General features: G+C 50.7%; 18 protein-coding genes and 1 pseudogene. 7 read left to right on the forward strand and 12 right to left on the reverse strand.

The features are described 5' to 3' along the window. Positions 1–13: 13 nt before the first annotated feature. The 4 genes from JSQ80_RS10225 to JSQ80_RS10240 form a co-directional block, all read right to left on the reverse strand. A complete protein-coding gene (locus JSQ80_RS10225; protein ID WP_206095237.1) occupies positions 14–1,084 on the reverse strand; it encodes a HAMP domain-containing sensor histidine kinase in 1,071 nt (356 codons plus the stop codon). Further along, on the reverse strand, positions 1,081–1,758 hold the full coding sequence (locus JSQ80_RS10230) for a response regulator transcription factor (protein ID WP_206095238.1): 678 nt from the start codon (positions 1,756–1,758) through the stop codon (positions 1,081–1,083). The genes JSQ80_RS10225 and JSQ80_RS10230 overlap by 4 nt, the downstream gene beginning before the upstream one ends. Before the next feature lie 14 nt (positions 1,759–1,772). Then, positions 1,773–3,527 (reverse strand): ABC transporter ATP-binding protein, encoded by a 1,755-nt coding sequence (locus tag JSQ80_RS10235; RefSeq protein ID WP_240463614.1) that lies wholly within the window; start codon positions 3,525–3,527, stop codon positions 1,773–1,775. 201 nt (positions 3,528–3,728) lie between these two features. Beyond that, positions 3,729–4,016: an alpha/beta-type small acid-soluble spore protein gene (locus JSQ80_RS10240; RefSeq protein ID WP_087434756.1), complete on the reverse strand. Its 288-nt coding sequence runs from the start codon at positions 4,014–4,016 to the stop codon at positions 3,729–3,731. 155 nt (positions 4,017–4,171) lie between these two features. On the opposite strand from JSQ80_RS10240, the gene pepT reads away from it, so the two are divergent. After that, entirely contained in the window at positions 4,172–5,404 is a 1,233-nt protein-coding gene (gene pepT, locus JSQ80_RS10245) for a peptidase T (protein ID WP_206095239.1), read from the forward strand. 80 nt (positions 5,405–5,484) lie between these two features. Here the strand turns inward: pepT and JSQ80_RS10250 are convergent, their stop codons facing one another. Next, a complete protein-coding gene (locus JSQ80_RS10250; protein ID WP_206095240.1) occupies positions 5,485–7,434 on the reverse strand; it encodes a GTP-binding protein in 1,950 nt (649 codons plus the stop codon). Between the two features lie 938 nt (positions 7,435–8,372). Between JSQ80_RS10250 and JSQ80_RS10255 the strand changes: the two genes are divergently transcribed. Continuing rightward, entirely contained in the window at positions 8,373–9,563 is a 1,191-nt protein-coding gene (locus JSQ80_RS10255; RefSeq protein ID WP_206095241.1) for an oxalate decarboxylase family bicupin, read from the forward strand. A gap of 71 nt (positions 9,564–9,634) precedes the next feature. Here JSQ80_RS10255 and JSQ80_RS29975 read toward each other — a convergent pair whose 3' ends face one another. The 3 genes from JSQ80_RS29975 to pdxR form a co-directional block, all read right to left on the reverse strand. Further along, positions 9,635–9,724 (reverse strand): PEP-utilizing enzyme, encoded by a 90-nt coding sequence (locus JSQ80_RS29975; RefSeq protein WP_418888899.1) that lies wholly within the window; start codon positions 9,722–9,724, stop codon positions 9,635–9,637. Continuing rightward, entirely contained in the window at positions 9,691–9,861 is a 171-nt protein-coding gene (locus tag JSQ80_RS10260) for a hypothetical protein (protein WP_240463615.1), read from the reverse strand. Before JSQ80_RS10260 ends, JSQ80_RS29975 begins: the two co-directional genes overlap by 34 nt. A 565-nt stretch (positions 9,862–10,426) precedes the next feature. After that, the gene (gene pdxR, locus JSQ80_RS10265) at positions 10,427–11,866 is read right to left on the reverse strand and encodes a MocR-like pyridoxine biosynthesis transcription factor PdxR (protein ID WP_206095243.1); all 1,440 of its coding nucleotides are present in this window, start codon (positions 11,864–11,866) and stop codon (positions 10,427–10,429) included. A 414-nt stretch (positions 11,867–12,280) separates the two neighbouring features. Between pdxR and JSQ80_RS10270 the strand changes: the two genes are divergently transcribed. Both JSQ80_RS10270 and cydB read left to right on the forward strand, forming a co-directional pair. Continuing rightward, complete coding sequence (locus tag JSQ80_RS10270) at positions 12,281–13,684, forward strand: cytochrome ubiquinol oxidase subunit I (RefSeq protein WP_206095244.1); 1,404 nt, start codon at positions 12,281–12,283, stop codon at positions 13,682–13,684. Then, entirely contained in the window at positions 13,668–14,684 is a 1,017-nt protein-coding gene (gene cydB, locus JSQ80_RS10275; protein ID WP_206095245.1) for a cytochrome d ubiquinol oxidase subunit II, read from the forward strand. Before JSQ80_RS10270 ends, cydB begins: the two co-directional genes overlap by 17 nt. Positions 14,685–15,081: 397 nt before the next feature. On the opposite strand, the pseudogene JSQ80_RS10280 reads toward cydB, so the two are convergent. The 4 genes and pseudogenes from JSQ80_RS10280 to JSQ80_RS10295 all read right to left on the reverse strand — a co-directional run. After that, positions 15,082–16,443: pseudogene (locus JSQ80_RS10280) on the reverse strand (IS1182 family transposase); the annotation flags it as partial. 379 nt (positions 16,444–16,822) lie between these two features. Then, positions 16,823–17,017, reverse strand: coding sequence for a helix-turn-helix transcriptional regulator (locus JSQ80_RS10285; RefSeq protein ID WP_087434763.1), 195 nt, complete (start codon positions 17,015–17,017; stop codon positions 16,823–16,825). A gap of 35 nt (positions 17,018–17,052) precedes the next feature. Next, positions 17,053–17,562, reverse strand: coding sequence for a DUF6773 family protein (locus JSQ80_RS10290; protein WP_087434764.1), 510 nt, complete (start codon positions 17,560–17,562; stop codon positions 17,053–17,055). A gap of 273 nt (positions 17,563–17,835) precedes the next feature. Next, on the reverse strand, positions 17,836–18,543 hold the full coding sequence (locus JSQ80_RS10295) for a DNA alkylation repair protein (protein ID WP_206095246.1): 708 nt from the start codon (positions 18,541–18,543) through the stop codon (positions 17,836–17,838). Positions 18,544–18,888: 345 nt separating this feature from the next. Between JSQ80_RS10295 and yedE the strand changes: the two genes are divergently transcribed. The 3 genes from yedE to JSQ80_RS10310 all read left to right on the forward strand — a co-directional run bounded on the left by yedE (position 18,889) and on the right by JSQ80_RS10310 (position 21,077). Beyond that, positions 18,889–20,097: a selenium metabolism membrane protein YedE/FdhT gene (gene yedE, locus JSQ80_RS10300; protein ID WP_206095247.1), complete on the forward strand. Its 1,209-nt coding sequence runs from the start codon at positions 18,889–18,891 to the stop codon at positions 20,095–20,097. Continuing rightward, a complete protein-coding gene (gene yedF / locus JSQ80_RS10305; RefSeq protein ID WP_206095248.1) occupies positions 20,087–20,320 on the forward strand; it encodes a sulfurtransferase-like selenium metabolism protein YedF in 234 nt (77 codons plus the stop codon). Before yedE ends, yedF begins: the two co-directional genes overlap by 11 nt. A 235-nt stretch (positions 20,321–20,555) precedes the next feature. Further along, entirely contained in the window at positions 20,556–21,077 is a 522-nt protein-coding gene (locus JSQ80_RS10310; protein WP_206095249.1) for a hypothetical protein, read from the forward strand. Positions 21,078–21,147: the final 70 nt, after the last annotated feature.

Here is a 21,147-nt window from a genome sequence, read left to right on the forward strand (position 1 = left end):
GTTTCGTTTCGTATTATATGACACCTTTTGGTTTCATGTCAAACGGCAACACAACTTCGATTGAGGTTCCTGCATTCAGGTTACTTTGTACCGCAATGCTTCCCTCATGCATATCCACAATTTTTTTGACGATGGACAACCCCAAGCCGCTGCCGCCTTTTTCGGAGCTTCTCGATTTGTCCGCTTTGTAAAACCGCTCGAACATACGCTTCCTATGCTCTTCGCTCATTCCGATCCCTGTGTCCGATATAGTCACGAATGCATTCCCGTTCCGCGCATATGCTTGTATCCGAATCGTTCCGCCATTCGGCGTGAACTTCACGCTGTTCGTGATGAGATTATTCCACACTTGGCTCATTAAATCTTCATCGGCCGTGACGGTGACCGCTTCGCATTCAAGCTCCATCTCCAGGTCCTTCTCCAGCCAAGCCGGTTCACACGCCAACACGGCGTTGCGCAGCTGCTTATCCAGCCGATAGCGTGTTGGTTCGAACGGATGATGCTGCGACTCCAAGGAAGTGAGCTTTAACAAATTTTCGCTGATTTTGGATAAACGATTGCTTTCCATCTCAATGATGGCGACATAATGCTGCCGTTCTTCAGGCGTCAAGTCGTCCCTTTTCAGCACATTGGCAAACCCATGAATCGAAGTAAGCGGAGATTGAATTTCATGGGACACGTTGGAGATGAAGTCTTGTCTCATTTGTTCTATTTCCCCAAGCTCAACCGCCATCTGGTTAATGGTGCTTACAATTTTGCCAAGCGGGTCATTTTCATTGGAGCGGATGTCCAGATTGACAGTGAAATCTCCCCTGGCGATTTTCCGCAAAGCCTCTACGATGATATCCCATACTTTATAATGCTTCTTGCCTACAATGAACGAGATAAGATACATCGTGCATCCAAAAACAAAAAAGACGATCAGCACATTGATCCATAAGGCAACGAAGCTGTGAGGATATGCGCCAATATACTTATAGAGCGCATCGGTGCCATAGAATGCTATCCAGCTCCCCATCGTTACGACAGCCACAGCAAGGAAAATACCGGATACTATTTTTAGAATGGCTATTCCCTTCTTCATGAACCGATCTCCAATCGGTACCCGAGGCCGCGAATGGTGCGGATTTTGAAGCCGTGCCGCTCTTCCGGGAACCGCTCGCGCAGCCGCTTAATATGCACATCGACAGTGCGTTCATCGCCTTCGTAGTCATATCCCCATATCTCTTCAATCAATTGCTCTCTGGAAAATGTTTTGTGCGGATAGCTCGCCAGCTTGTACAACAGCTCGAATTCTTTCAATGGCAAGGTCATGGGCTCGCCGTCGCAGCGCAGCTCATGCGTGCCGCGATTCATGAACACAGTGCCGACTTCGACCGTTTGCGATACCAAGATGCGATACCGTTTCAATAACGATTTCACTCTCGCAACCAGTTCAGGGGGATCGAAGGGCTTGACGAGATAATCGTCCGTGCCGAGTTGGAAGCCTCGCACCTTCTGTGCCGTCTCCCCCTTGGCTGTTAACATAAGGATCGGCATATCCTCATGATAGCTGCGCACCTCGCGGCACAACTCCCATCCGTCCATATTCGGCATCATAATATCCATAATGACCATATCGATCTTGGCCGATTCGAGCAAGGACAGTGCCTCGACACCGTCCGCCGCTTCAAGCACGTGAAACCCTTCATTGCGCAGACAGACCTGCACAAGCTCGCGAATATGCGCATTGTCATCCACTATCAATAGGTTTGCCATCGCATAATTCCCTTTCATACTAGTTCTTGAATGCGTAATTGCTGCGCAGCGAATTCCCGGTACATACCATGGGTCTGGTATAGCTGCTCATGCGTGCCGCTTCCGGTAATGCGCCCTTTCTCCACGAACAATATGTTGTCGGCATCGACGACGGTCGAGAGACGATGCGCAATGACCAGCGTCGTTCTTCCCGCCATTAGATTATCGAGCGCCTTCTGCACGGAAATTTCCGATTTGCTGTCGAGACTGGACGTGGCCTCGTCCAGCATTAGGATTTGCGGGTCGCGCAGCAGCGCGCGTGCAATTGCAATACGTTGCCGTTGTCCTCCCGATAGCTTGATGCCCCGCTCCCCGACCTCCGTGTCGTATTGATCCGGAAGCTCCGATATGAATTGATCCGCATAAGCCATCTGCGCTGCCCGCTCCAACTCTTCCTCCGTTACGTTTCTCTCGGTACCATATACGATATTATCGCGGATAGTACCGGACATCAACGCGCTTTCCTGTGCAACATAGCCGATCTGACTGCGCCAAGATTGCAGTGAATACTCATCAATCGGTGTATTCCCCAGCTTAATGACGCCGCTGGTCGGAGTGTAGTAACGTTCCAAGAGCGAAAACAGCGTCGTTTTGCCGCCGCCGCTCGGACCGACGATAGCCGTTACTTTGCCGGGCTCGACCGTGAAATTCATTTTCGACAAAATCTTCTCGTCCTCATAAGCAAACTCAACCTGCTCCAAGACTATCGGTTGATTCACTTCTGTCAACTGCTTGCCTGCATGCAAATCTTCTTCCTCATGGTCAAGCACGGTAATGATGCGCTCCGTTGCGCCCATTGCTTTCTGCAATTGGGTGAAGAACATCGTTAATTGCGTCATGGGCATAATAATTTGGATCAAGTATAAAATGAAGGCGACCATATCTCCAGCCGTCAGCGCCCCGGAGGATACGCGCACGCCGCCGTATCCGATAATCGCGACCAGCACGACCATTAGAATAAAAGAAATCAATGGGCTGATAATTGCCTGAATCTTCGCCTCGCGCAAACCGTACCGGAACAAGTTTGTAATCCCGGACTTGCCTCTTGCATATTCAATCCGCTCCGCATTGGAGGCCTTGACGAGCCGGGTTTCAGGCAGCACCTGATTAAGTACGGCGGTGAACCGTGCCGTTTCATCCTGCATCCCTTTCGAGATGGCGAACATCTTCTTCCCGAGCAGCATCAACACGAGCATCGCGAGCGGCACGGCCAGCAGCATAACCAATGTCATCTGCCAATCCAGAAATAACAGTATCGTAATAGACCCGATAATCGAGATGACCCCTGTCAGGCAGCCCGCCAAGTGCTCGGTAATCAACTCCTTCACAACCGCCGTATCGTTCGTTACCCTGCTGAGCGTTTCGCCAGTGTCGTGCTTGTCATAATAAGAAATGGGCAGGCGGAGCAGCTTGTTCCACAGTTGATCGCGCAAGTTCGCGACAACCCTGTGCCCCACCCGGTTCAACAAGTAAATGGACAGGCCGCTTGCAGCCGCTTGTACGACGAAGGCAATGACCAGCATGCCGATTTGCCACCTGTTCAAGGATTCCATCGAGAAGCCGTCGACCAGATTTTTCGTGAACAGCGGCACGACGAACCCTACTCCTGTCGTGGCTACGCTCATGCAGAGCGCAATGATAAGCAGTAGCTTCGACGGATTGGTCTGTTGTATAAGACGGACAAACTGCCGCCAATTCCCCGACATTTTTTCTTCCTTGGCTGCTATCATCTATTTTTCCTCCCCCTATGTTCTTCATGCTATAGCCGATTCTTCTTATTGTTCGGCCTTCTATCATGACTCTCTGTCGTTAACTTACCAATGTTTTATGAACTGAATATGAACTTCGGGGAATGGACCTTTATCACCTAAAAAAAGGTGACTGCATCGATGCAGTCACCCTTGATGATATATTCCTCCGCAGACCGTCCCTTACTTATTCGGCTGCTTCGCCAAATTTTCCTGCGCGAGGCGGATCATTTCGCGAACCATCGTGCCGCCAATCCGGCCGCCTACGCGACCGGCCGACTCTGTGGACAGATTTCCATTGTCGCCCGGCTGCAAGGGCACTCCCAGCGTCTTCGCCACTTCGTACTTGACATCATCCGGACGATTCGGGTTGACCGCGAACCCCTCGCGCCGCATCACTTCGGCCTTGAATGCGTTGACTCCTTGTTCCGCCCCCGTAACGAGCAGCTTCCGCCGGCTTCTTCTTGCCATGCCGACATCCCTCCTAGTTATTATTGAATTCATTACATATTCATAGCATTCCCCTGCCCGTTCATAATATGTGAAGTTCGGAAGCTGAGAGTAATGGCGCATCATTCGTGGTAAAATGAGGATATATATAAATACGAGTTTGGGGTGACGATACATTGAAAAGCGAAATCATTCAAAGATTTACGACCTATGTAAAAGTGGATACGCAATCCAATGACGACAGCGATACTTGCCCATCCACGCCGGGACAGCTTGAGCTGGGCCGGATGCTTGTTAACGAGCTGAAAGAAATCGGCATGAAGGACGTGTCGATGGACGAAAACGGCTACGTTATGGCCACCCTTCCCTCTAATACGGAGAAAGAAGTGCCGACGATCGGATTTTTGGCCCATATGGATACGGCGGCTGACTTTACCGGCGCAGGCGTCAATCCGCAAATGGTAGAAAGCTATGACGGTAACGATATTGTGTTGAACAAAGCGCTGAATGTCGTGCTGTCGCCGCAAGACTTTCCGGAATTGGTTAACTACAAGGGCCATACGCTCATCACGACAGATGGAACGACACTGCTCGGAGCGGATAACAAAGCCGGCATTGCCGAAATCATGACGGCGATGGCGCATCTCATCCGCCACCCGGACATCAAGCATGGCAAAGTAAGGGTTGCGTTTACGCCGGACGAGGAGATCGGAAGAGGCCCGCACCGCTTCGACGTGGCTGCCTTCGACGCCCGGTATGCATATACCGTGGATGGCGGACCGCTCGGCGAGCTGGAGTACGAGAGCTTTAACGCCGCCCAAGCGAAGATTACGATAAAAGGGAAGAACGTTCATCCCGGAACGGCGAAGGGCAAAATGGTGAACGCCGCCAAAATCGCCATGGAGCTGAACGGAAGACTGCCAGCGGAAGAAGCTCCGGAAAAGACGGAAGGATACGAAGGCTTCTATCATCTCATCTCCATCAATGGCGACGTAGAGCTGGCCAAGCTGCGTTACATTATAAGAGACTTTGACAGGGACAGCTTCAACGCCAGAAAAAGCAATGTCGAGAGCATCGTTAAGGATCTGCAGGCAACGTATGGACAGGAGAACATCACCCTGGAGATGAGCGATCAATATTACAACATGAAGGAAAAAATCGAACCGGTCAAAGAAATTGTCGACACGGCTTATCAGGCGATGAAAAATGTGGGCATCAAACCGAGCATCAAACCGATTCGGGGCGGCACGGACGGGTCGCAGCTCTCCTATATGGGACTGCCAACGCCGAATATTTTCACGGGCGGCGAGAATTATCACGGCAAATTCGAGTATGTCTCGGTCGACAATATGGTGAAAGCGACAGACGTCGTCATTGAAATCATCAAGCTGTTCGAACAGAAAGCGTAGCACTTGCTCAAACGGTGAAGGCCATCCCGGAAGGATGGCCTATCTTCTTTTCATCGGAAAAGATCGCACTTCCTGTTGCATCAAACGTGCATATGCTGCTCGGCCTCATCCCACGGGACACTGTACGCTTGTCCCTTCGAACAAAACATGGACGACGACGTATACGACGGATCGGCATCTTTGTTGTATGCTTTCTTAGCCATAACCTCTTCTCGATTATGGCATTCGCCGTAACCGCCGAACATCAGTTGGATCGTCCCTTTGCCCTGTGTAAATGAAGCAAGCTCCGCGCTGTAATTCATAAATGCAGCTACCGGCACTTTGCCCGTAATAACGGCTTTGCCGCCGGCGAACTCTGGGGGATCGAACCGGCCATGCGCCTTCTGAATATCTGTCAGCACTCTGCCCATATCGTCAGCATCAACTTTAATCTTCACATCGTAATAGGGTTCGAGCAGTATGTTGTCTGCTTTCTCCAGCCCTTGCCGAAGCGCCCGATACGTTGCTTCCCGAAAATCCCCGCCGCTTGTATGCTTGTTGTGCGCCCGGCCCTTCAGCAGCGTAATGCGGAGGTCCGTGATCGGCGATCCGGTCAGCAGCCCGTGATGACCCCGTTCCAGCAGATGCTGCTCGATAACATGCTGATAATTGACCGTCAGCACGTCAGGATGGCATGCATTCTGGAACAAGATCCCGCTGTTGCGTGGGGCGGGCTCCAGCTTCACGTGCACTTCGGCATAATGTCCCAACGGTTCGAAATGTCCGCAGCCGGAAACCGCGGCAGCTATCGTTTCCTTATATAAAATTTCAGGAGGCCCGAACGCCACATCCATCTGGAACCGATCCTTGACCACTTGCTCCAGCACCTCAAGCTGAATGGCGCCCATCACATGGATATGAATTTCCTGCACATGCTCATCCCATAAGACGTGAAGCGAAGGGTCTTCGATATCCAAGAGGCGAAAGCATCTTAGCACCTCTTTAGCATGAAGCGAGGGCGGATAGATCACTTTCGACGTCAAGGTAGGAACGATATCGTACACGGCCTGTTCCTGCAAAGCGCCCAGCCCGTCACCCGTTGAAGCTGCCGATACCCCGGTTACTGCAAACAGCTGTCCTGCCTCGGCACGCTCCACATTTTGATGCTTATGACCGTTGTACACTCGAATGGACGTGACTTTCTCCGTGATCCGGTCCGCTCCAGCGCCATAGCTAATCTCCTCTCTTACCTGCAGCGCTCCGCTTAACGCTTTTATATAAGTGACACGGGTTCCGTTCTCGTCATGGCGGACTTTATAGACCCGGCCTGCAAATGCGCCCTGGCTCGTGTATTCGGTCACCGTCCACATGTCCAGCTGTTCCAGAAATTCCGCAATGCCGATATCCTGCAGCGCGGATCCGCTTGCGCAAGGAAACAGCTTGTGTTCCTTCAGCATGACCTTCATTGCCTGCAGCCAGACATCCCGGTCATATGCATCGTCCATATAAAGCTCAAGCAGCCGGTCATCCCGTTCGGCAATGAAAGCGATCAGCTCTTCACTCATGCCGCCATCCTTCCCCATTGACGCCACATCAAAAACATCCGGGGTGAGATTCAAGCGGATGTCCTCGATCACCCGCTGCGCATCTGCGCCCACCCGATCTGTTTTATTAATAAAGAAAAACGCCGGCACCCTGTGCTTGCTTAACAGCTGCCAGACTGTCTCCGTGTGGCCCTGTACGCCTTCGACCGCACTGATGACGACGATGGCATAATCCATCACTTGAACGGCCCGCTCCATCTCTGAGGAAAAATCGACGTGCCCCGGCGTATCGATCAAGGTATAGGTACTATCCTTATAGGTCATCACGGCTTGATCCGCAAAGATCGTGATGCCGCGTTCCTTCTCGATATCATGGCCATCCAGGAAAGCATCCTTGTCATCGACCCGCCCCCGGCTCCGAATGCTTCGGGTATGGTATAGCAGCTGTTCGGCCAAAGTCGTTTTACCGGCATCCACATGGGCGAATATGCCGATTGTTTTATTCATAACGACACCTCGTATTTTGTAAGAGCAACTTTTGTTGCTTCCATGATAGCACAGACGCAGCCAAGGCTTCACGAGACATTATCGGATTCAGTCCGCCGGGCTGCTCAGCTCAATCAACAGCTGTGCTGTTTCCCGCGATCGAAAGACGGGAAATTGATGAGCGAACGGAACTGCGCTCACACGAGGATCTTGCAGGAAAGGCTCCGTAATCGTGTATACCTTGTCTTTCTATCCCCACAGAATCGACATCACTGAAGCATCAGACTGACGGAACCCTCTAAGGTTGAAAACGCATTAAATAGGCAGAGGGCATCCGCTGGAGAAACCTGGCGATCGCAGCATCGCCAGGTTTCTCTACGGTGTGGCCGAAGACCAGGATTGGGAAGCGAATCCAACTGCAACTATACATTTGAACGCCCCTCTTTTTCGTCCTTCGTCACGCTGGCCTGCAATAGTACAGTTCACTTTCGTAATATCTACTAAATAATAGAAATTGCATATCTTTAAACTGCACATTTGCTGTTCAAACGCCGAGAAGGGCGTTTTTTCGCAAAAACAACTGTATAAATGCAGTTCGAAGTTCTTCCGCTCACTCTCCCTTCGGTCAGCAACTAAGGTTCCTGCATGTCACAGGCGCTAGGCAGCGTGATCTAACGTTGATGATGCCGCATCGGCACTGACATCCCGCCGGAATTCTTGTTTCTTGTCTCCCTGAGCGAACAACTTCGTCAATAACGGCAACAATTCGGCGAACAGCCGGGCTTCATACATATCGGCCTAGAATTAGATGACGGCCAGCAGCAGTTCCTCCTTGCTCTTGAAGTGATCATTCGACTTCGACACCCGGCATACGCCCGCAAAACGCTTCATACCTTATTAAAATAAAATATTGACCCTCATCCCAAGAATGATATTGAGGCAAAGGAGCGTGTTACATCATGGATAACCTCCCTCTGCAGCAACCTGCAACCGCAAATGTGCCGCAGCCCATCAGAAAAGACGGGGCAGGCGCAACCGATCTCGGCCCGCGCGATATCATGCGTGACTTGGAGAACCCCGATCTGCTGGTGCCGCCGGTCACCGATGCCGGAACGGTTCCTAACTTGAAATTCTCGTTCTCCGATACTCACATGCAGCTGAATCATGGCGGCTGGTCACGGGAAGTGACAGTCAGGGAACTGCCGATCGCAACGACCCTTGCAGGGGTGAACATGCGGCTGACGCCGGGAGGCGTGCGGGAGCTGCATTGGCACAAGCAAGCGGAGTGGGCGTTCATGCTGCTGGGCCGGGCACGCATCACCGCGGTCGATCAGAACGGGCGGAACTTCATTGCCGATGTCGGACCGGGAGACCTGTGGTATTTTCCGCCGGGGATTCCGCACTCGATTCAAGGATTGGAGGAAGGCTGCGAATTTCTGCTCGTCTTCGATGATGGCAGCTTCTCGGATATCGACACGTTCTCCATCACCGATTGGTTCGCCCATACGCCTAAGGACGTGCTGGCATCCAATTTTGGCGTGCCTGAAAGCGCCTTTGAGGGGATTCCGACGGAACAACGGTACATTTTCCAATCCACCGTGCCCGGCCCGCTGGATAGCCAGAAAGTGCCGGATCCCAATGGAACGGTGCCGCTATCCTTCACTTACCGCATGCTCGCCCAAACTCCAATCAAGACATCTGGCGGATCGGTGCGTATTGTCGATTCGTCGAATTTTCCGGTTTCGACCCGCATCGCGGCAGCGTTGGTCGAGGTTCTGCCGGGCGGCATGCGGGAGATGCATTGGCATCCGAATAACGACGAGTGGCAATACTACCTGTCCGGCACTGGACGCATGACGGCATTCGCGGCGGAGGGCGAAGCCCGGACGTTCGACTTCAGGGCTGGGGATGTAGGATATGTTCCGTTCGCCTTCGGTCACTACATCCAGAACACCGGGGATCAAAGCCTGTGGTTTCTGGAGATGTTCCAGAGCGACCGCTTCGCCGATGTGTCGCTGAATCAGTGGATGGCGCTCACCCCTCACGAACTCGTGCGTGAACACCTCCATGCGAGCCCCGAACTCATGCAGTCACTCCGCAAACAGAAATGGCCTGTCGTCAAATACAAGGGAACGCCCAAGCCGTTGTGACGGGGGAAATGACTGCTCTAAGAACTGCTCAATCCCATGTCCGCCGTCCACGATTACCCTGTCTCCCGTTTTCAGCCTTGTTGTGGCATTGCCGAGCCTACGACAGCTGGAATCGCGAGCTCTCTGGCTAAGATGGCGGCATGGGATAGAGGAGCCCCGATAGAGAGAGAAAAAACAGATCGTCCCCCATCCCGGCAAGCTCTCCCACGCCGCTTCGTATTGCGCATGCTGCTTCGCCAGAAGCCCTTCCACCTTCGAATCGGACTTCTTGTATTCCTCGATCTATTTTTCCAGTCAATTGGCATCCTCCTCGGGATGAAGAATGCACAGCTCGAACTCATGGAGACCCCGATGACCATACTGCTTCAAGTATTCCTCCCGGCTTAATTCCCCCGGAAGACCTTCGCCACTCCTACTACCGGCCCCAGGCTTGCCATGCCCGCATCTCCCCTGAGGTTGGACAGCATCGCATTGGCGGCTTCCGTTCCGGCCAGCTAGGACCTTTTGTGTGTCCAACATTCAGCGAAATTTTGAAACGTCCATGCTATTGGAAATATTCAGCCGAATTTACGGGATGGGCGGTTAGAAGGCGAATAGACTGGATTTTGTACAGTGGATCCGGCAAAACATTGGATAAATTCCAATGAAACAAGAGACACCGAGGACACGAAGCTGCCTATCGCCGCTTTTTCTCTGTATATGAGGAGAGAGACCAAAGGAGCATTCCCTGCCAGAATTACCACTGCAACGGAATTCGTCTTCCCGGCGCGTTAGTGGATGCTTGCTCCGGCAGCGTACTACTAAAAAAGCCTATGGAGTCATATGAACTGACTCATAAGCTTTCAACGAACCAAACGAACCATTTATCTAATTGCAGCGCGCAACGCTTGCGCGAATTTGGATATGCCAGGACCGATCTCATCAGGCAGCGTACGCGCATACGTCAACCGGACATAGCCCGATTCCGAGCCGTACACGCTTCCCGGAACAAAGACGACTCCCCGCTTCATGCCTTCCTCCAGCAGTCTGCCATCGTCGACGGGACGCTTGATTTTGCACCAAAGATGCAATCCGCCTTGCGGCAGCGTATAGGACACCTCGCCAGGCAGCTCGCGCTGCAAGGCGTCAATCAGCAGATTCCGCTTGTGCGACAGCTCCTGCCGCAGCCGGAGCAAATGCCGGTCAAAATGGGCCGATGACAACAATTGCGCCGCAATGCGCTGCGGCAGCACACTAAGGCCGAAATCCATCTGCTGCCTCTCGTCCGTGAGCCGGTTCACAACGGATTGCGGAGCGACCATCCACCCGATGCGCAAGCCCGAAGCCACTATTTTGGAGAGCGAACCGATATAGAGCACGGTGCTGTTGGCATCGATCGATTTGAGCGAGGGCGGCGGGGTGCCCGCGAACGAAGTCAAGCTGAACGGATCATCCTCCACTACGGGAATTCCCAAATGACCGCAAATATCGAGCAGCCGCTCCCGGCGTGACGGATCAAGCACGCGGCCGGTCGGATTGTGATAATTCGGATTCACAAAAATCATCCGTATGTTATGTTCCCGGTACAACGATAGAATCCCCTCGGGACAGACACCCTTCTCGTCGACGGGCAGACGGAACAAACGGAGGCCTGCCGAATGGAACATCGGCAATGAATAGTAATAAGACGGATCTTCAATCGCCACGGCATCGCCCGGACTTAACAGACGCTGGGTAATCAAGTATAGCGACTGATGGGATCCCGAAGTGACAAGGATCGAGGATTCCGTTGCCCGTATGCCGCGATACTGCTGCAAATAAGAGGCCAACGCCTGCCGGAGGGGAACGTAGCCCTGCGGATTGTCGTAGCCCAAATCCTCATGCAACGGATGCTCGCTCAAGAGGAGCCGAATGGCTTCATTGGGAGATAAGTCGGGAGACAACTCCCCGCTTGCGAAGTCGATGAGCCGACGTCCCGAGTCGAGCTCTTCGCGGATGGCCCGCAAGTAAGATTGGTTCGGCCGCATGACGGTGCCGCCCTCCAAATACTGAAGCCAATCCGGTGTTTGCTTGGGAGCAGCCCCCCATTTATATTTGCTTACCCGCGTACCGCTTCCAACCATGCTTTCAATCATTCCCGAAGCGCGCAATTCTTCGTAGGCTTGAACGACGGTACTCCGATTTACGTTTATTTGCTCGGCGAATTTACGCTCCGAAGGGAGGATGCTCCCTGGCGGAAACTCCCCGTAAAATATTCTACGCTCCATATATGCGGCAATCTGCTGATATAGCGGTTGTTTGCTGGAGCGATCCGGTTGCCACATCAGAATCCACCTCTTGTTTTGCTTAGTCTGTGATTTTTATCACACGATTTAAGTATAACATCTCACTAAATCATACGGAGCAAACTGATTTCATCGAAACCTTGTCAACTATGTGTCAGTGTGTTGAACATGGATGATCTGCCTCTAAAGAAATGGATGGCGACACGTAATCCAGTCTGCTCTATGATAATTCTAAAGCGATTCGCTATGTCAAAATTCGGTCTAACGGCAGTATCGTGCCGAATAACGCCTAGGCAATGTAATGAAAAATGACGGTTAAAGTTACGTAAAGTTACGTTCATACGATGTATAAGCGGCGCATCATCAGCCATCTTTTACGTGAACCTATTCACATGGTGAAAGCGCCGCAGGCCGTAAAACACGCAGAATCGTACTCAGCTAAAGGAGGCCATTATGGATCAGGTTATTCTCGCACGCATCCAATTTGCATCCACTACGCTATTCCATTACATCTTCGTTCCGATGACGATTGGATTGGCGTTTTTAATCGCGATATTGGAGACGCTCTACGTTCTGAAAGGCAAAGAGATATATAAGCAGTCCGCTAAGTTTTGGAGCAAATTGTTTCTGATCAATTTTGCGGTTGGTGTCGTTACCGGCATCTTGCAGGAGTTCCAGTTCGGCATGAACTGGTCGAATTATTCCCGCTTCGTTGGCGATGTGTTTGGACCTTCGCTGGCGATTGAAGGGTTGCTCGCCTTTTTTATGGAGTCTACGTTTATTGGTTTGTGGGTGTTCGGGTGGGACCGCTTATCGAAGCGCGTTCATCTGGCATGCATTTGGCTTGTATCGATTGGCACCGTTTTGTCGGCCTTTTGGATCTTAACGGCCAATTCCTTCATGCATGCGCCTGTCGGTTATGTATTCCAGAACGGAAGGGCGGAGATGAGCGATTTCTTCGCCATCATCACCAATCCGCAGCTGTGGCTGCAATTCCCGCACACCTTGTTCGCCGCCTTCGCCACCGGCGCGTTCTTCATGGCCGGGGTCAGCGCATGGAAGCTGCTGAAGCGGCATAATCCGGAAATGTTCCAAAAGTCGTTCCATGTATCGATTACGGTCGCCATCATATCCGCTCTGCTCGTTGCCGTAATCGGACATCAGCAGAGCCAGCATCTCCTTGCATCGCAGCCCATGAAGATGGCTGCCGCTGAAGCATTGTGGAACACGAGCGAGGATCCTGCGCCGTTCACCCTCTATGCCAATATCGATACGGAGAAAAAAGAAAATTCAGCCGAAATCAAAATTCCGTATATGCTGAGCATTTTGTCGTTCAACAAGCTCAGCGGCAGTCTGGATGGGATGAACCAGATTCAAGCGCAATACGAACAAAAATACGGGCCCGGGAATTATATTCCTTCGGTAAAAATGACCTTCTGGAGCTTCCGCACCATGGTTATAGCCGGCGGCCTCATGTGTTTGCTTGGCATCTACGGCCTCGTGCTGGCCCGCAGACGGAAGCTTGAGCAGCGGCCCTGGTTTTTGAAGCTGATGGTCGGCGCGATTGCATTCCCGTTTTTGGCCAACTCGGCGGGATGGCTAATGGCGGAGATGGGGCGCCAGCCTTGGGTCGTGTTCGGGGTGATGCGAACCGAAGACGCGATATCGCCTACCGTGACCGCGGGCGAGCTGCTCTTTTCGCTCATTGCCTTCACAAGCATTTATGCGATTCTGGCCATCATCGATGCGTGTCTGTTCGTCAAAGTGATTCGCAAAGACGGGGAGGCAGAAGAGGCCGAAGCATCCATTTTGTACGATCCGTTTGACAAGGAGGAAGCGCATGCTCTCGCTAAATGAGTTCTGGTTTATTCTCGTTGCTGTTCTGTTTGTCGGTTTTTTCTTCCTTGAAGGGTTTGATTTCGGCGTAGGCATTGTCGCGCGGTTTCTCGGCAAAAGCGACCAAGAGCGCCGTATCCTCATCAATACAATCGGCCCTTATTGGGATGCGAATGAAGTATGGCTAATTACGGCCGGCGGTGCCATGTTCGCCGCTTTTCCGGAATGGTATGCCACTTTGTTTAGCGGCTTTTACATTCCGTTTGTCGTGCTGCTGCTGGCGCTTATCGCCCGTGGCGTAGCCTTTGAATTCAGAGGGAAAATGGATCACGGCGCATGGAAAAGAACATGGGACGCCGCCATTTTCATCGGCAGCTTGCTCCCGCCTTTCCTGTTCGGAGTCGTGTTCGCGAATCTCATCCGCGGCGTGCCGATCGACAGCAATAAGGAAATGGTCGGCAGCATATTCGACCTGCTGAACGGCTATGCGCTCGCCGGAGGGGTGGCTGTCGTCCTGCTGTGCATCCTGCACGGCCTCGTGTTCATTACGCTGCGCACCAACGGAGAGCTGCGGAATCGGGCACGGAAGGCGGCGCGCGACATGGGTCCCGCCGTTGCGGCCGTCCTGCTCCTGTTTGCCGTCATGACCTATTTCAGCACCGACATTTATACCGTGCATGGACTGCAGTGGATCGGCCTGCCGATTCTGGCCGGGGCGGCGCTCGTCATGGCGGGTCTGTTCATCCAGAGAAAACGTGACGGTTGGGCATTCGCCATGACAGGCACGGTCATCATCCTGTCCGTATGCAGCATGTTCATCGGCTTGTTCCCGCGGGTGATGGTCAGCTCGCTTAGCCCCGACTTTCACTTGACGATTGTCAATGCGGCTTCCGGCGCGTATTCGTTAAAAGTGATGACGTATATTTCCCTGACGATTCTCCCATTCGTATTGGGCTATCAAATTTGGAGCTATTATGTATTCCGCAAACGAATCGATGATAAAGAACATTTGGAGTATTGATATGGGAAAACAAGGGATAGCGAACTTGGAAACGGCCGAGCCGCTATGTCCAGTTCGCCTGGGCTGTGGTCCCCGTTCGAGACTGTGCTTATGGACGGGGACAAGGCCGGAGAGGAGCCGGCGAACTGCAAGTCTCGTGCTTATGAGTAGGAGCTTGCGAACTGCAAATATGCAGTTGTTTTTGCAGCATAACGCCATTTTCGGCGTTTGAACTGCAATTGTGCATCTCAAAACGAAGGAATTACCATTATTTATGCGATAATACGAAAATGTACTGCACTTTTCAGACTGTTGAAAAATCGGTTTAAGCGGCAGAATTTAGAGCTAAAGGTTTCGATAAGTTCCTTAATTTGGTTAAAACAACAGGTGGAGTCTTTTGCTTCTGCCCACCTCCGACCTTTTGGGCCAGGTACCTGGCAATCTTTTTTACATTCTGGGCTATTGCGGTCATGAAAGCTTGTTCCTGCGTTTTAGCTCTCCCGCGGAACTTGCAGCGACGATATCCATGAAGCTCTTTTGCATCTGCAAAGCTTCGTTCTATCGTTTGAGGACGCAACTTATAGGCCGCCTCTCCGGAATGGGTTTTCCGGTACTGAGCGACCTTCTCTTTACTCTCTTCCCATATATGTCGTTCGATCTTACGTTGGTGGTTGGCCGATTTCGTACACTGATTGAGCAGGGGGCAGTTTGCACACTCCTGGGCATTTGACGTGTATTCCCGATACCCTTGTCGATTGGTAGTCGTATACATTAGCATTTTTCCTGCAGGACACAGGTAGCCATTTTCTTCCGCATGGTAGATAAACTGTTTCTTCGGAAAAATGTCAGGGGGCGTTGGAGCATTGCGTTCCGCGATAGCCGCAGCGATCTCTAGCTTTAGCGTCTGATCGCATATGTAAGGCGTCATGTACCCCGAATCCAGCGCGACGGCTTCCAGCGTCGATTGAAATGCAAAGGTTTGGATTTGTCGCTTGAGGCGTTCCACGTAGACGGCAGCGTCATTAACATGGCCAGGTGTCACATGGACATCGGTGATAATGTTATATTTATGGTCGACGGTGCGATGGTCGAGATAACAGAATGCCTCCGGTTTACCGCTTCGTTTCATCAGTCCGCACTCGGGATCGGTTTGACTTACTTTACGTGGTTTTTCCTCCCCGGAAGGCTTCCGGGGAGGAAGGGGCTTTTTTCCGTGGCTCTCTCGATCCTCGTTGATGGCCTTCTCTAATTCTTTTAGATAGTCATGAGGGGTCTCTTCGAGAACCTGCATCGTGTAGCGATTATTGTTAGCGTTGGCTCGAATATGAGTCGAATCGGTCACCAAGAGACGACCATCCACCATCTTATGGTTGATCGCCAGATGTACCATTTCATCAAAAATCTCTTGAAAGAGATTCGTATCTTTAAACCGATTATTCCGGTTCCAACTGATCGTCGAGTGATCGGGGACGCGATCGGAGAAACGCAGGCCAAGGAACCAGCGATAAGCAGCATTCGGAATGATTTCTTGCTCCAATTGACGTTCAGAGCGTATGCCGTACAAATATCCGATGAGCATCATTTTAAATAATACAACGGGGTCTAAGGCCGGTCGTCCCTTGGTTTCGCTATAGTAAGGCCGAACTTTTTCCCTGATAAAAGAGAAATCCACATATTTATCGATAAGGCGTAGCAGATGATCTTGAGGTACCAATAAATCCATGCAAATAAGTTCCATTTCATTATGAGCTTTGTTTTCGGACTGCTTGCTATTCAACAAGATCACCACACGCCTCTCATCCAAATTAATTACTGATATTGTATCATACTAATGCGTTAGTGCACCGAAAAACACGGCTTTTTTCAACAGTCTGACTTTTGCGTTCCAGCGTGACGAAAGACGTAAAAAGGAAACTCTCAAATGTATAATTGCAGTTGGAGACGCTCCCTCCCGCTATTTCATCATCCGTTCGATCATGCCAAAGAACGTCTGAGCAATGCTGAAATCGTTGTTACTGACCGAAGGGGAGAGTAAGCGGAAGCGCCGAACGGAGAGCCGAACGGAGAGAGAGTTATATAGAGGGCATCCGCAAAAAATAATGCCGTTACGGAAAGCGCTGTTCATGGCGCAATCTGTAACGGCATTGCTTTATCCTCGCTTATTCCTCCCAAAACAAATCATTCAGTGTCTTCGAGAGCGCCTTGCAAATGGCGACGCACAAGCTCAAGCTGGGATTATATTTGCCGAGCTCGATTAATCCTATGGTCTGCCTGGACACTCCCACAAGCTGGGCCAATTCTTCCTGCGACAAATCTTTTTCCACCCTGGCCAGCTTTAATCTCATATTTTTCATCCCCGAATCACCTCACCCGCCTCTATCCATGTCTCCTATTCATCCAGCTCTTCTGCGGCGGCCGCTTTGCTGGCCTTATTGGCCAATGCATGCCCAAGTGCCATAATGCCGACGAAAAGCGGGATATATATCATCAACGAAGCCGCAAACACGATCGTGAAATACCACCACGATTGCGCACCGCCATCTCCATAAGTGATCGCGCTTCGTATTCCAATAAACAGAGCAAGCGCCACACCCAATCCTAAACCAATAAGAACATTTTTCAAGCTGAATGGCAGCTTGCTCGTTCGATCATGCATCTCCACTTCGTCTGAATAGAGACCCAAGAACGCCGATCTGATTCCATAGTACAGTGACGGGAGCAAAAGAACGATGAGCTCGGTTGCGACAGCGCCTATGTTCGGCCCATAGAGGATATACTTCACGATTACGGACAGACAACATATGAGCACTACGAATACGTAGGCTTCTTTATAAATTTTGTTGCGCATATTTACTATTCTTTCATCTACCGGTCTATTCTTGCTTTGAAGCCATTTCATTTTTCATCCACTCCTCAATGTGAATCCCTCAGCAACTTTAATGGTAGTGTATATTAAACAACTCATAATGTCAAATATATATTGCATTTAAATTAATATAGATGTCTTTATGCACAAAAAAAGGCATCCCGCTTGGGGCGCCCATTCTCTGTTGCCATGTATAAACTGAAGTGGAATCATGGTTTTTATCATAGGAGATATGATGCCGCCTGCGGGAATCTTCCTGCGTATTCCGCCGCTCGGCAGGCCTTCATCCTGGTTCCGCTTGGCTCTTCAACAAATACAAGTCTTTTTCTTCACGCCGATCTTCCCGCGCGCATCAATCTTTTCGATATAGGCTCTCGCCTCGGGCACTTTACATGCGGTAGGCCCCACGTTGACGTGCACCTTCCCGATGGCATCGGCAACCCGTATCGCCTCGTCATGCAATTCCCGGATATAGGCGCCTGTTGCAATAACAAAAGCATTCATTTTATAGCGCACACGGTTTCTTTCCGTATGAATCGTTGTCTCGATTTGGCGCAGCAGACGGCGTATTTCATCGATATCCAATTGTTCGTCCGGGGTGATTGATATGTAGTTGCCGTATGTGCTCCAGCCGCAGGTGGCAATCAGCTCATCGCTTGAATCCATCCATTCCCTTGCCAGCTCCAGAGCAAAAGGGCTCTCTGCGGCTACTCCGGCTACCGTAGTTTCTGTGTGCATCGACCAGTTGGCCTTGTTCGCCCAGTCTTGAAGCGTTTCTTTCGTCATCGTTCTCGGATTGACGGACAGACCTGCCAAATACATGGCATCGCTATTTCCGGTGTCGTATAGAGCCCGTGCAAGATTTTGATCCTTCTTCACATCTTTAACCAGCTTTTTCAGGTCGCCAATCTTCACACCGTATAGGGGCTCTGTCGCTCCGTGACGGATAAAGGTCCGCTTGGTCTGCTGCGAACCCAACGCTTCCAGCTTGCGCATCACTTCTTCCAAGGTCATCACCCGCACCCCTTTCGCTATCCTATAACATTACGGCACCGGTATCGTAAACTCAAGTTCGGGGATATACTTTTTTTCGCGTTTATTATTCTCCACCGTTCTCATGATATACGCCATCCGTATGCATCTCTCTTCCAGTTCATAGTTTCATATATTAGATCCTGCATGGCCGGAAAAGGTTACATATATATTTAGGCTCCCGCTTTTGCTGGATTCCGCCCACATCTGACGCCGATTGTAGTAAAATGAAGGATGGCATTTTCACTTGGCGTATACATAAGGAGTGTTTTGCCGCATACAAACCGATCAGGAATTGCATTTTGACAGATTGAAGGGATTAGAAAAATGAAACACATGTTAGGCAAATTGTTCAACAATTACTGGAGCCCATATACCGCGATGGGGATTGCAGGCGTTCTGAGCGCTCTCTATTTTGGAATTACCGGAACCGTATGGGCCGTAACCGGCGAATTTACTCGTTTGGGAGGTCACGTTTTACAGCTGTTCGGCGTGGATATTTCCGATTGGGCCTATTACGGCTTGATTCATATGAATGGAACTACCTTCAGCAGAACAGACGGCTGGATCGTATGGGGCATGTTCATCGGCGCCTTGATTATGATTTTGATCAGCAATAACTTCAAGGTAAGAGTGCCGAAACAAAAGCGCCGCTTGCTGCAAGGGCTGATTGGCGGATTCATAGCGGGTGTTGGCGCCCGTTTGGCTCTAGGCTGCAATCTGGCTGCCTTTTTCACTGGCGTGCCTCAGTTTTCATTTCATTCCTGGATATTTATGATCGCCACCGCAATCGGCACTTATGCGGGCGTTAAAATCGTCAATACAAGATGGTGGAAGGGCAAGCCTGTCCTGCAAAAAGGCAATATAGCGCAAAGCGCTGCCAAAACAAGAAAAATTCAACCTATTGCAGGTGCCATCATTGCGTTATTGTATACGGGCCTTATCGTTTACTTTTTCATATCGGGCCGCACGATGTTGGGCGTAGCTGCTCTATTCGGGGCCGCATTCGGCATTTTGATTGAAAGAGGACAAATTTGCTTTACATCTGCGTTCCGCGATCTGTGGATTAGCGGCCGGGCCACCATGACGAAAGCAATCACGGCTGGCATGGCCATTAGTTCCGTGGCGACACTGCTCATCATCCTGATTTACGGATTGGACCCGATTACCAAAATTGCCGCGCCAAGCACATTTGTCGGCGGCGTGCTGTTCGGCATCGGCATCGTACTGGCCGGCGGCTGCGAGACAGGCATGATGTACCGGCTGATGGAAGGGCAAATCGTCTTCTTGCCCGTATTTATCGGCAACATCATCGGCGCCACGGCCCTCGCCTATGCATGGGATCATCTAGGTGTCTACAACCTTTTCGTGCAGAGCGGCGCCAAAATCAATCTGCTCACGATAATGGGGCCAGCCGGCGCGCTGCTGGTGACGCTGATCTTGTTGGGAATCGGATATGCTGTAGCCGTATACTGGCAAAAAAACTACCGCTTCGGCGTTGGATTCAAGAAAGGGGACTATAAAAATGTCAGTTGAAGTTGATTTCACGTTGGACCTTAGAGGGGAACCTTGTCCATACCCGGTTATTTATACGCTGGAAACATTGCGCGACATGAAGAAGGGGCAGCTGCTGCAGGTCATAGCGGATTGTCCGGCAGCCTTCCGCAACGTCCCGGAAGAAGTCGTCAAGCACGGCTATACGCTCGCACAGGAACCTGTAAAAAACGGGCAGGAGTTAATCTTTTATATTCAGGCCTAAAAACACCAAAGGATTAGGCGCGAGAAATTCGCGATCTAATCCTTTTTCTTATTGCGGCTCCGGCTATTCTATCAGCAATTTTAAAATATGATAAAATAAGGTTAAAATGAAAGAAAAAATAATTTTTATACACCCTTAAAAACTAACCTTTATCTAACCGTCCTCCCTGTAAACTAAAGTCACAGTTGCAAGTCATACTCCAAAAAAATGAAAGCTAACTACAGGAGGAATTAATATGAAAAAGGTTACGATGTTAAAAACAGGATTAATGGTTGCCGCGATGGTGACCGCATTGCCGCTTAGCGCTTTTGCAGCAACTGGGGTTCCCATGGCAAAGGTGGATTCCAAAGTCATTAAAATGGAATCATGGGATGCAAGCAAGGCCACTCACCAACTGGCCAATAAAGAACAAGTTCAAGTAAAGAAACAAATAACCGAAAAGATTAAAAATCTTAAGCTTGATCAACAAATAGAAAAAAAGGCAACCGAAATGGTCGCGAACCTCAAAGCTGATCAACTATCCGAGAAAAAATTGCGCGAAGTGATTGCAAGCCTCAAACTTGATCAGCAAACGGAAAAGAAATTGAACGCAACGATTGCAGATCTTAGTCTTGATCAACAAATCACTGGAACGGAAGCGCTGGGCGACATGAAAGTTGTAATTCATGCTTCTCCCGCTGACAAAACTGCCGCTAACCAATTGAAACTCAAAGACGGTCAAGTTGTACTGAAAGCACAAATTGTAAAAAACAACTAAACCCCAAACAAACGATTTCATTCAAGAATATCATCTTCTTGCAACTGTATGATACGCAGCCAAGCAGCCA

This window comes from Paenibacillus apiarius (genome assembly GCF_017052585.1).
Taxonomy (GTDB): domain Bacteria; phylum Bacillota; class Bacilli; order Paenibacillales; family Paenibacillaceae; genus Paenibacillus_B; species Paenibacillus_B apiarius.

Coding starts and splice junctions, on each gene's coding strand:
- JSQ80_RS10225 (WP_206095237.1), bottom strand. CDS start 1,084: ATGAAGAAGGGAATAGCCATTCTAAAAATAGTATCCGGTATTTTCCTT.
- JSQ80_RS10230 (WP_206095238.1), bottom strand. CDS start 1,758: ATGGCAAACCTATTGATAGTGGATGACAATGCGCATATTCGCGAGCTT.
- JSQ80_RS10235 (WP_240463614.1), bottom strand. CDS start 3,527: ATGATAGCAGCCAAGGAAGAAAAAATGTCGGGGAATTGGCGGCAGTTT.
- JSQ80_RS10240 (WP_087434756.1), bottom strand. CDS start 4,016: ATGGCAAGAAGAAGCCGGCGGAAGCTGCTCGTTACGGGGGCGGAACAA.
- JSQ80_RS10250 (WP_206095240.1), bottom strand. CDS start 7,434: ATGAATAAAACAATCGGCATATTCGCCCATGTGGATGCCGGTAAAACG.
- JSQ80_RS10255 (WP_206095241.1), top strand. CDS start 8,373: ATGGATAACCTCCCTCTGCAGCAACCTGCAACCGCAAATGTGCCGCAG.
- pdxR (WP_206095243.1), bottom strand. CDS start 11,866: ATGTGGCAACCGGATCGCTCCAGCAAACAACCGCTATATCAGCAGATT.
- JSQ80_RS10270 (WP_206095244.1), top strand. CDS start 12,281: ATGGATCAGGTTATTCTCGCACGCATCCAATTTGCATCCACTACGCTA.
- cydB (WP_206095245.1), top strand. CDS start 13,668: ATGCTCTCGCTAAATGAGTTCTGGTTTATTCTCGTTGCTGTTCTGTTT.
- JSQ80_RS10285 (WP_087434763.1), bottom strand. CDS start 17,017: ATGAAAAATATGAGATTAAAGCTGGCCAGGGTGGAAAAAGATTTGTCG.
- JSQ80_RS10290 (WP_087434764.1), bottom strand. CDS start 17,562: ATGAAATGGCTTCAAAGCAAGAATAGACCGGTAGATGAAAGAATAGTA.
- JSQ80_RS10295 (WP_206095246.1), bottom strand. CDS start 18,543: ATGACCTTGGAAGAAGTGATGCGCAAGCTGGAAGCGTTGGGTTCGCAG.
- yedE (WP_206095247.1), top strand. CDS start 18,889: ATGAAACACATGTTAGGCAAATTGTTCAACAATTACTGGAGCCCATAT.
- yedF (WP_206095248.1), top strand. CDS start 20,087: ATGTCAGTTGAAGTTGATTTCACGTTGGACCTTAGAGGGGAACCTTGT.
- JSQ80_RS10310 (WP_206095249.1), top strand. CDS start 20,556: ATGAAAAAGGTTACGATGTTAAAAACAGGATTAATGGTTGCCGCGATG.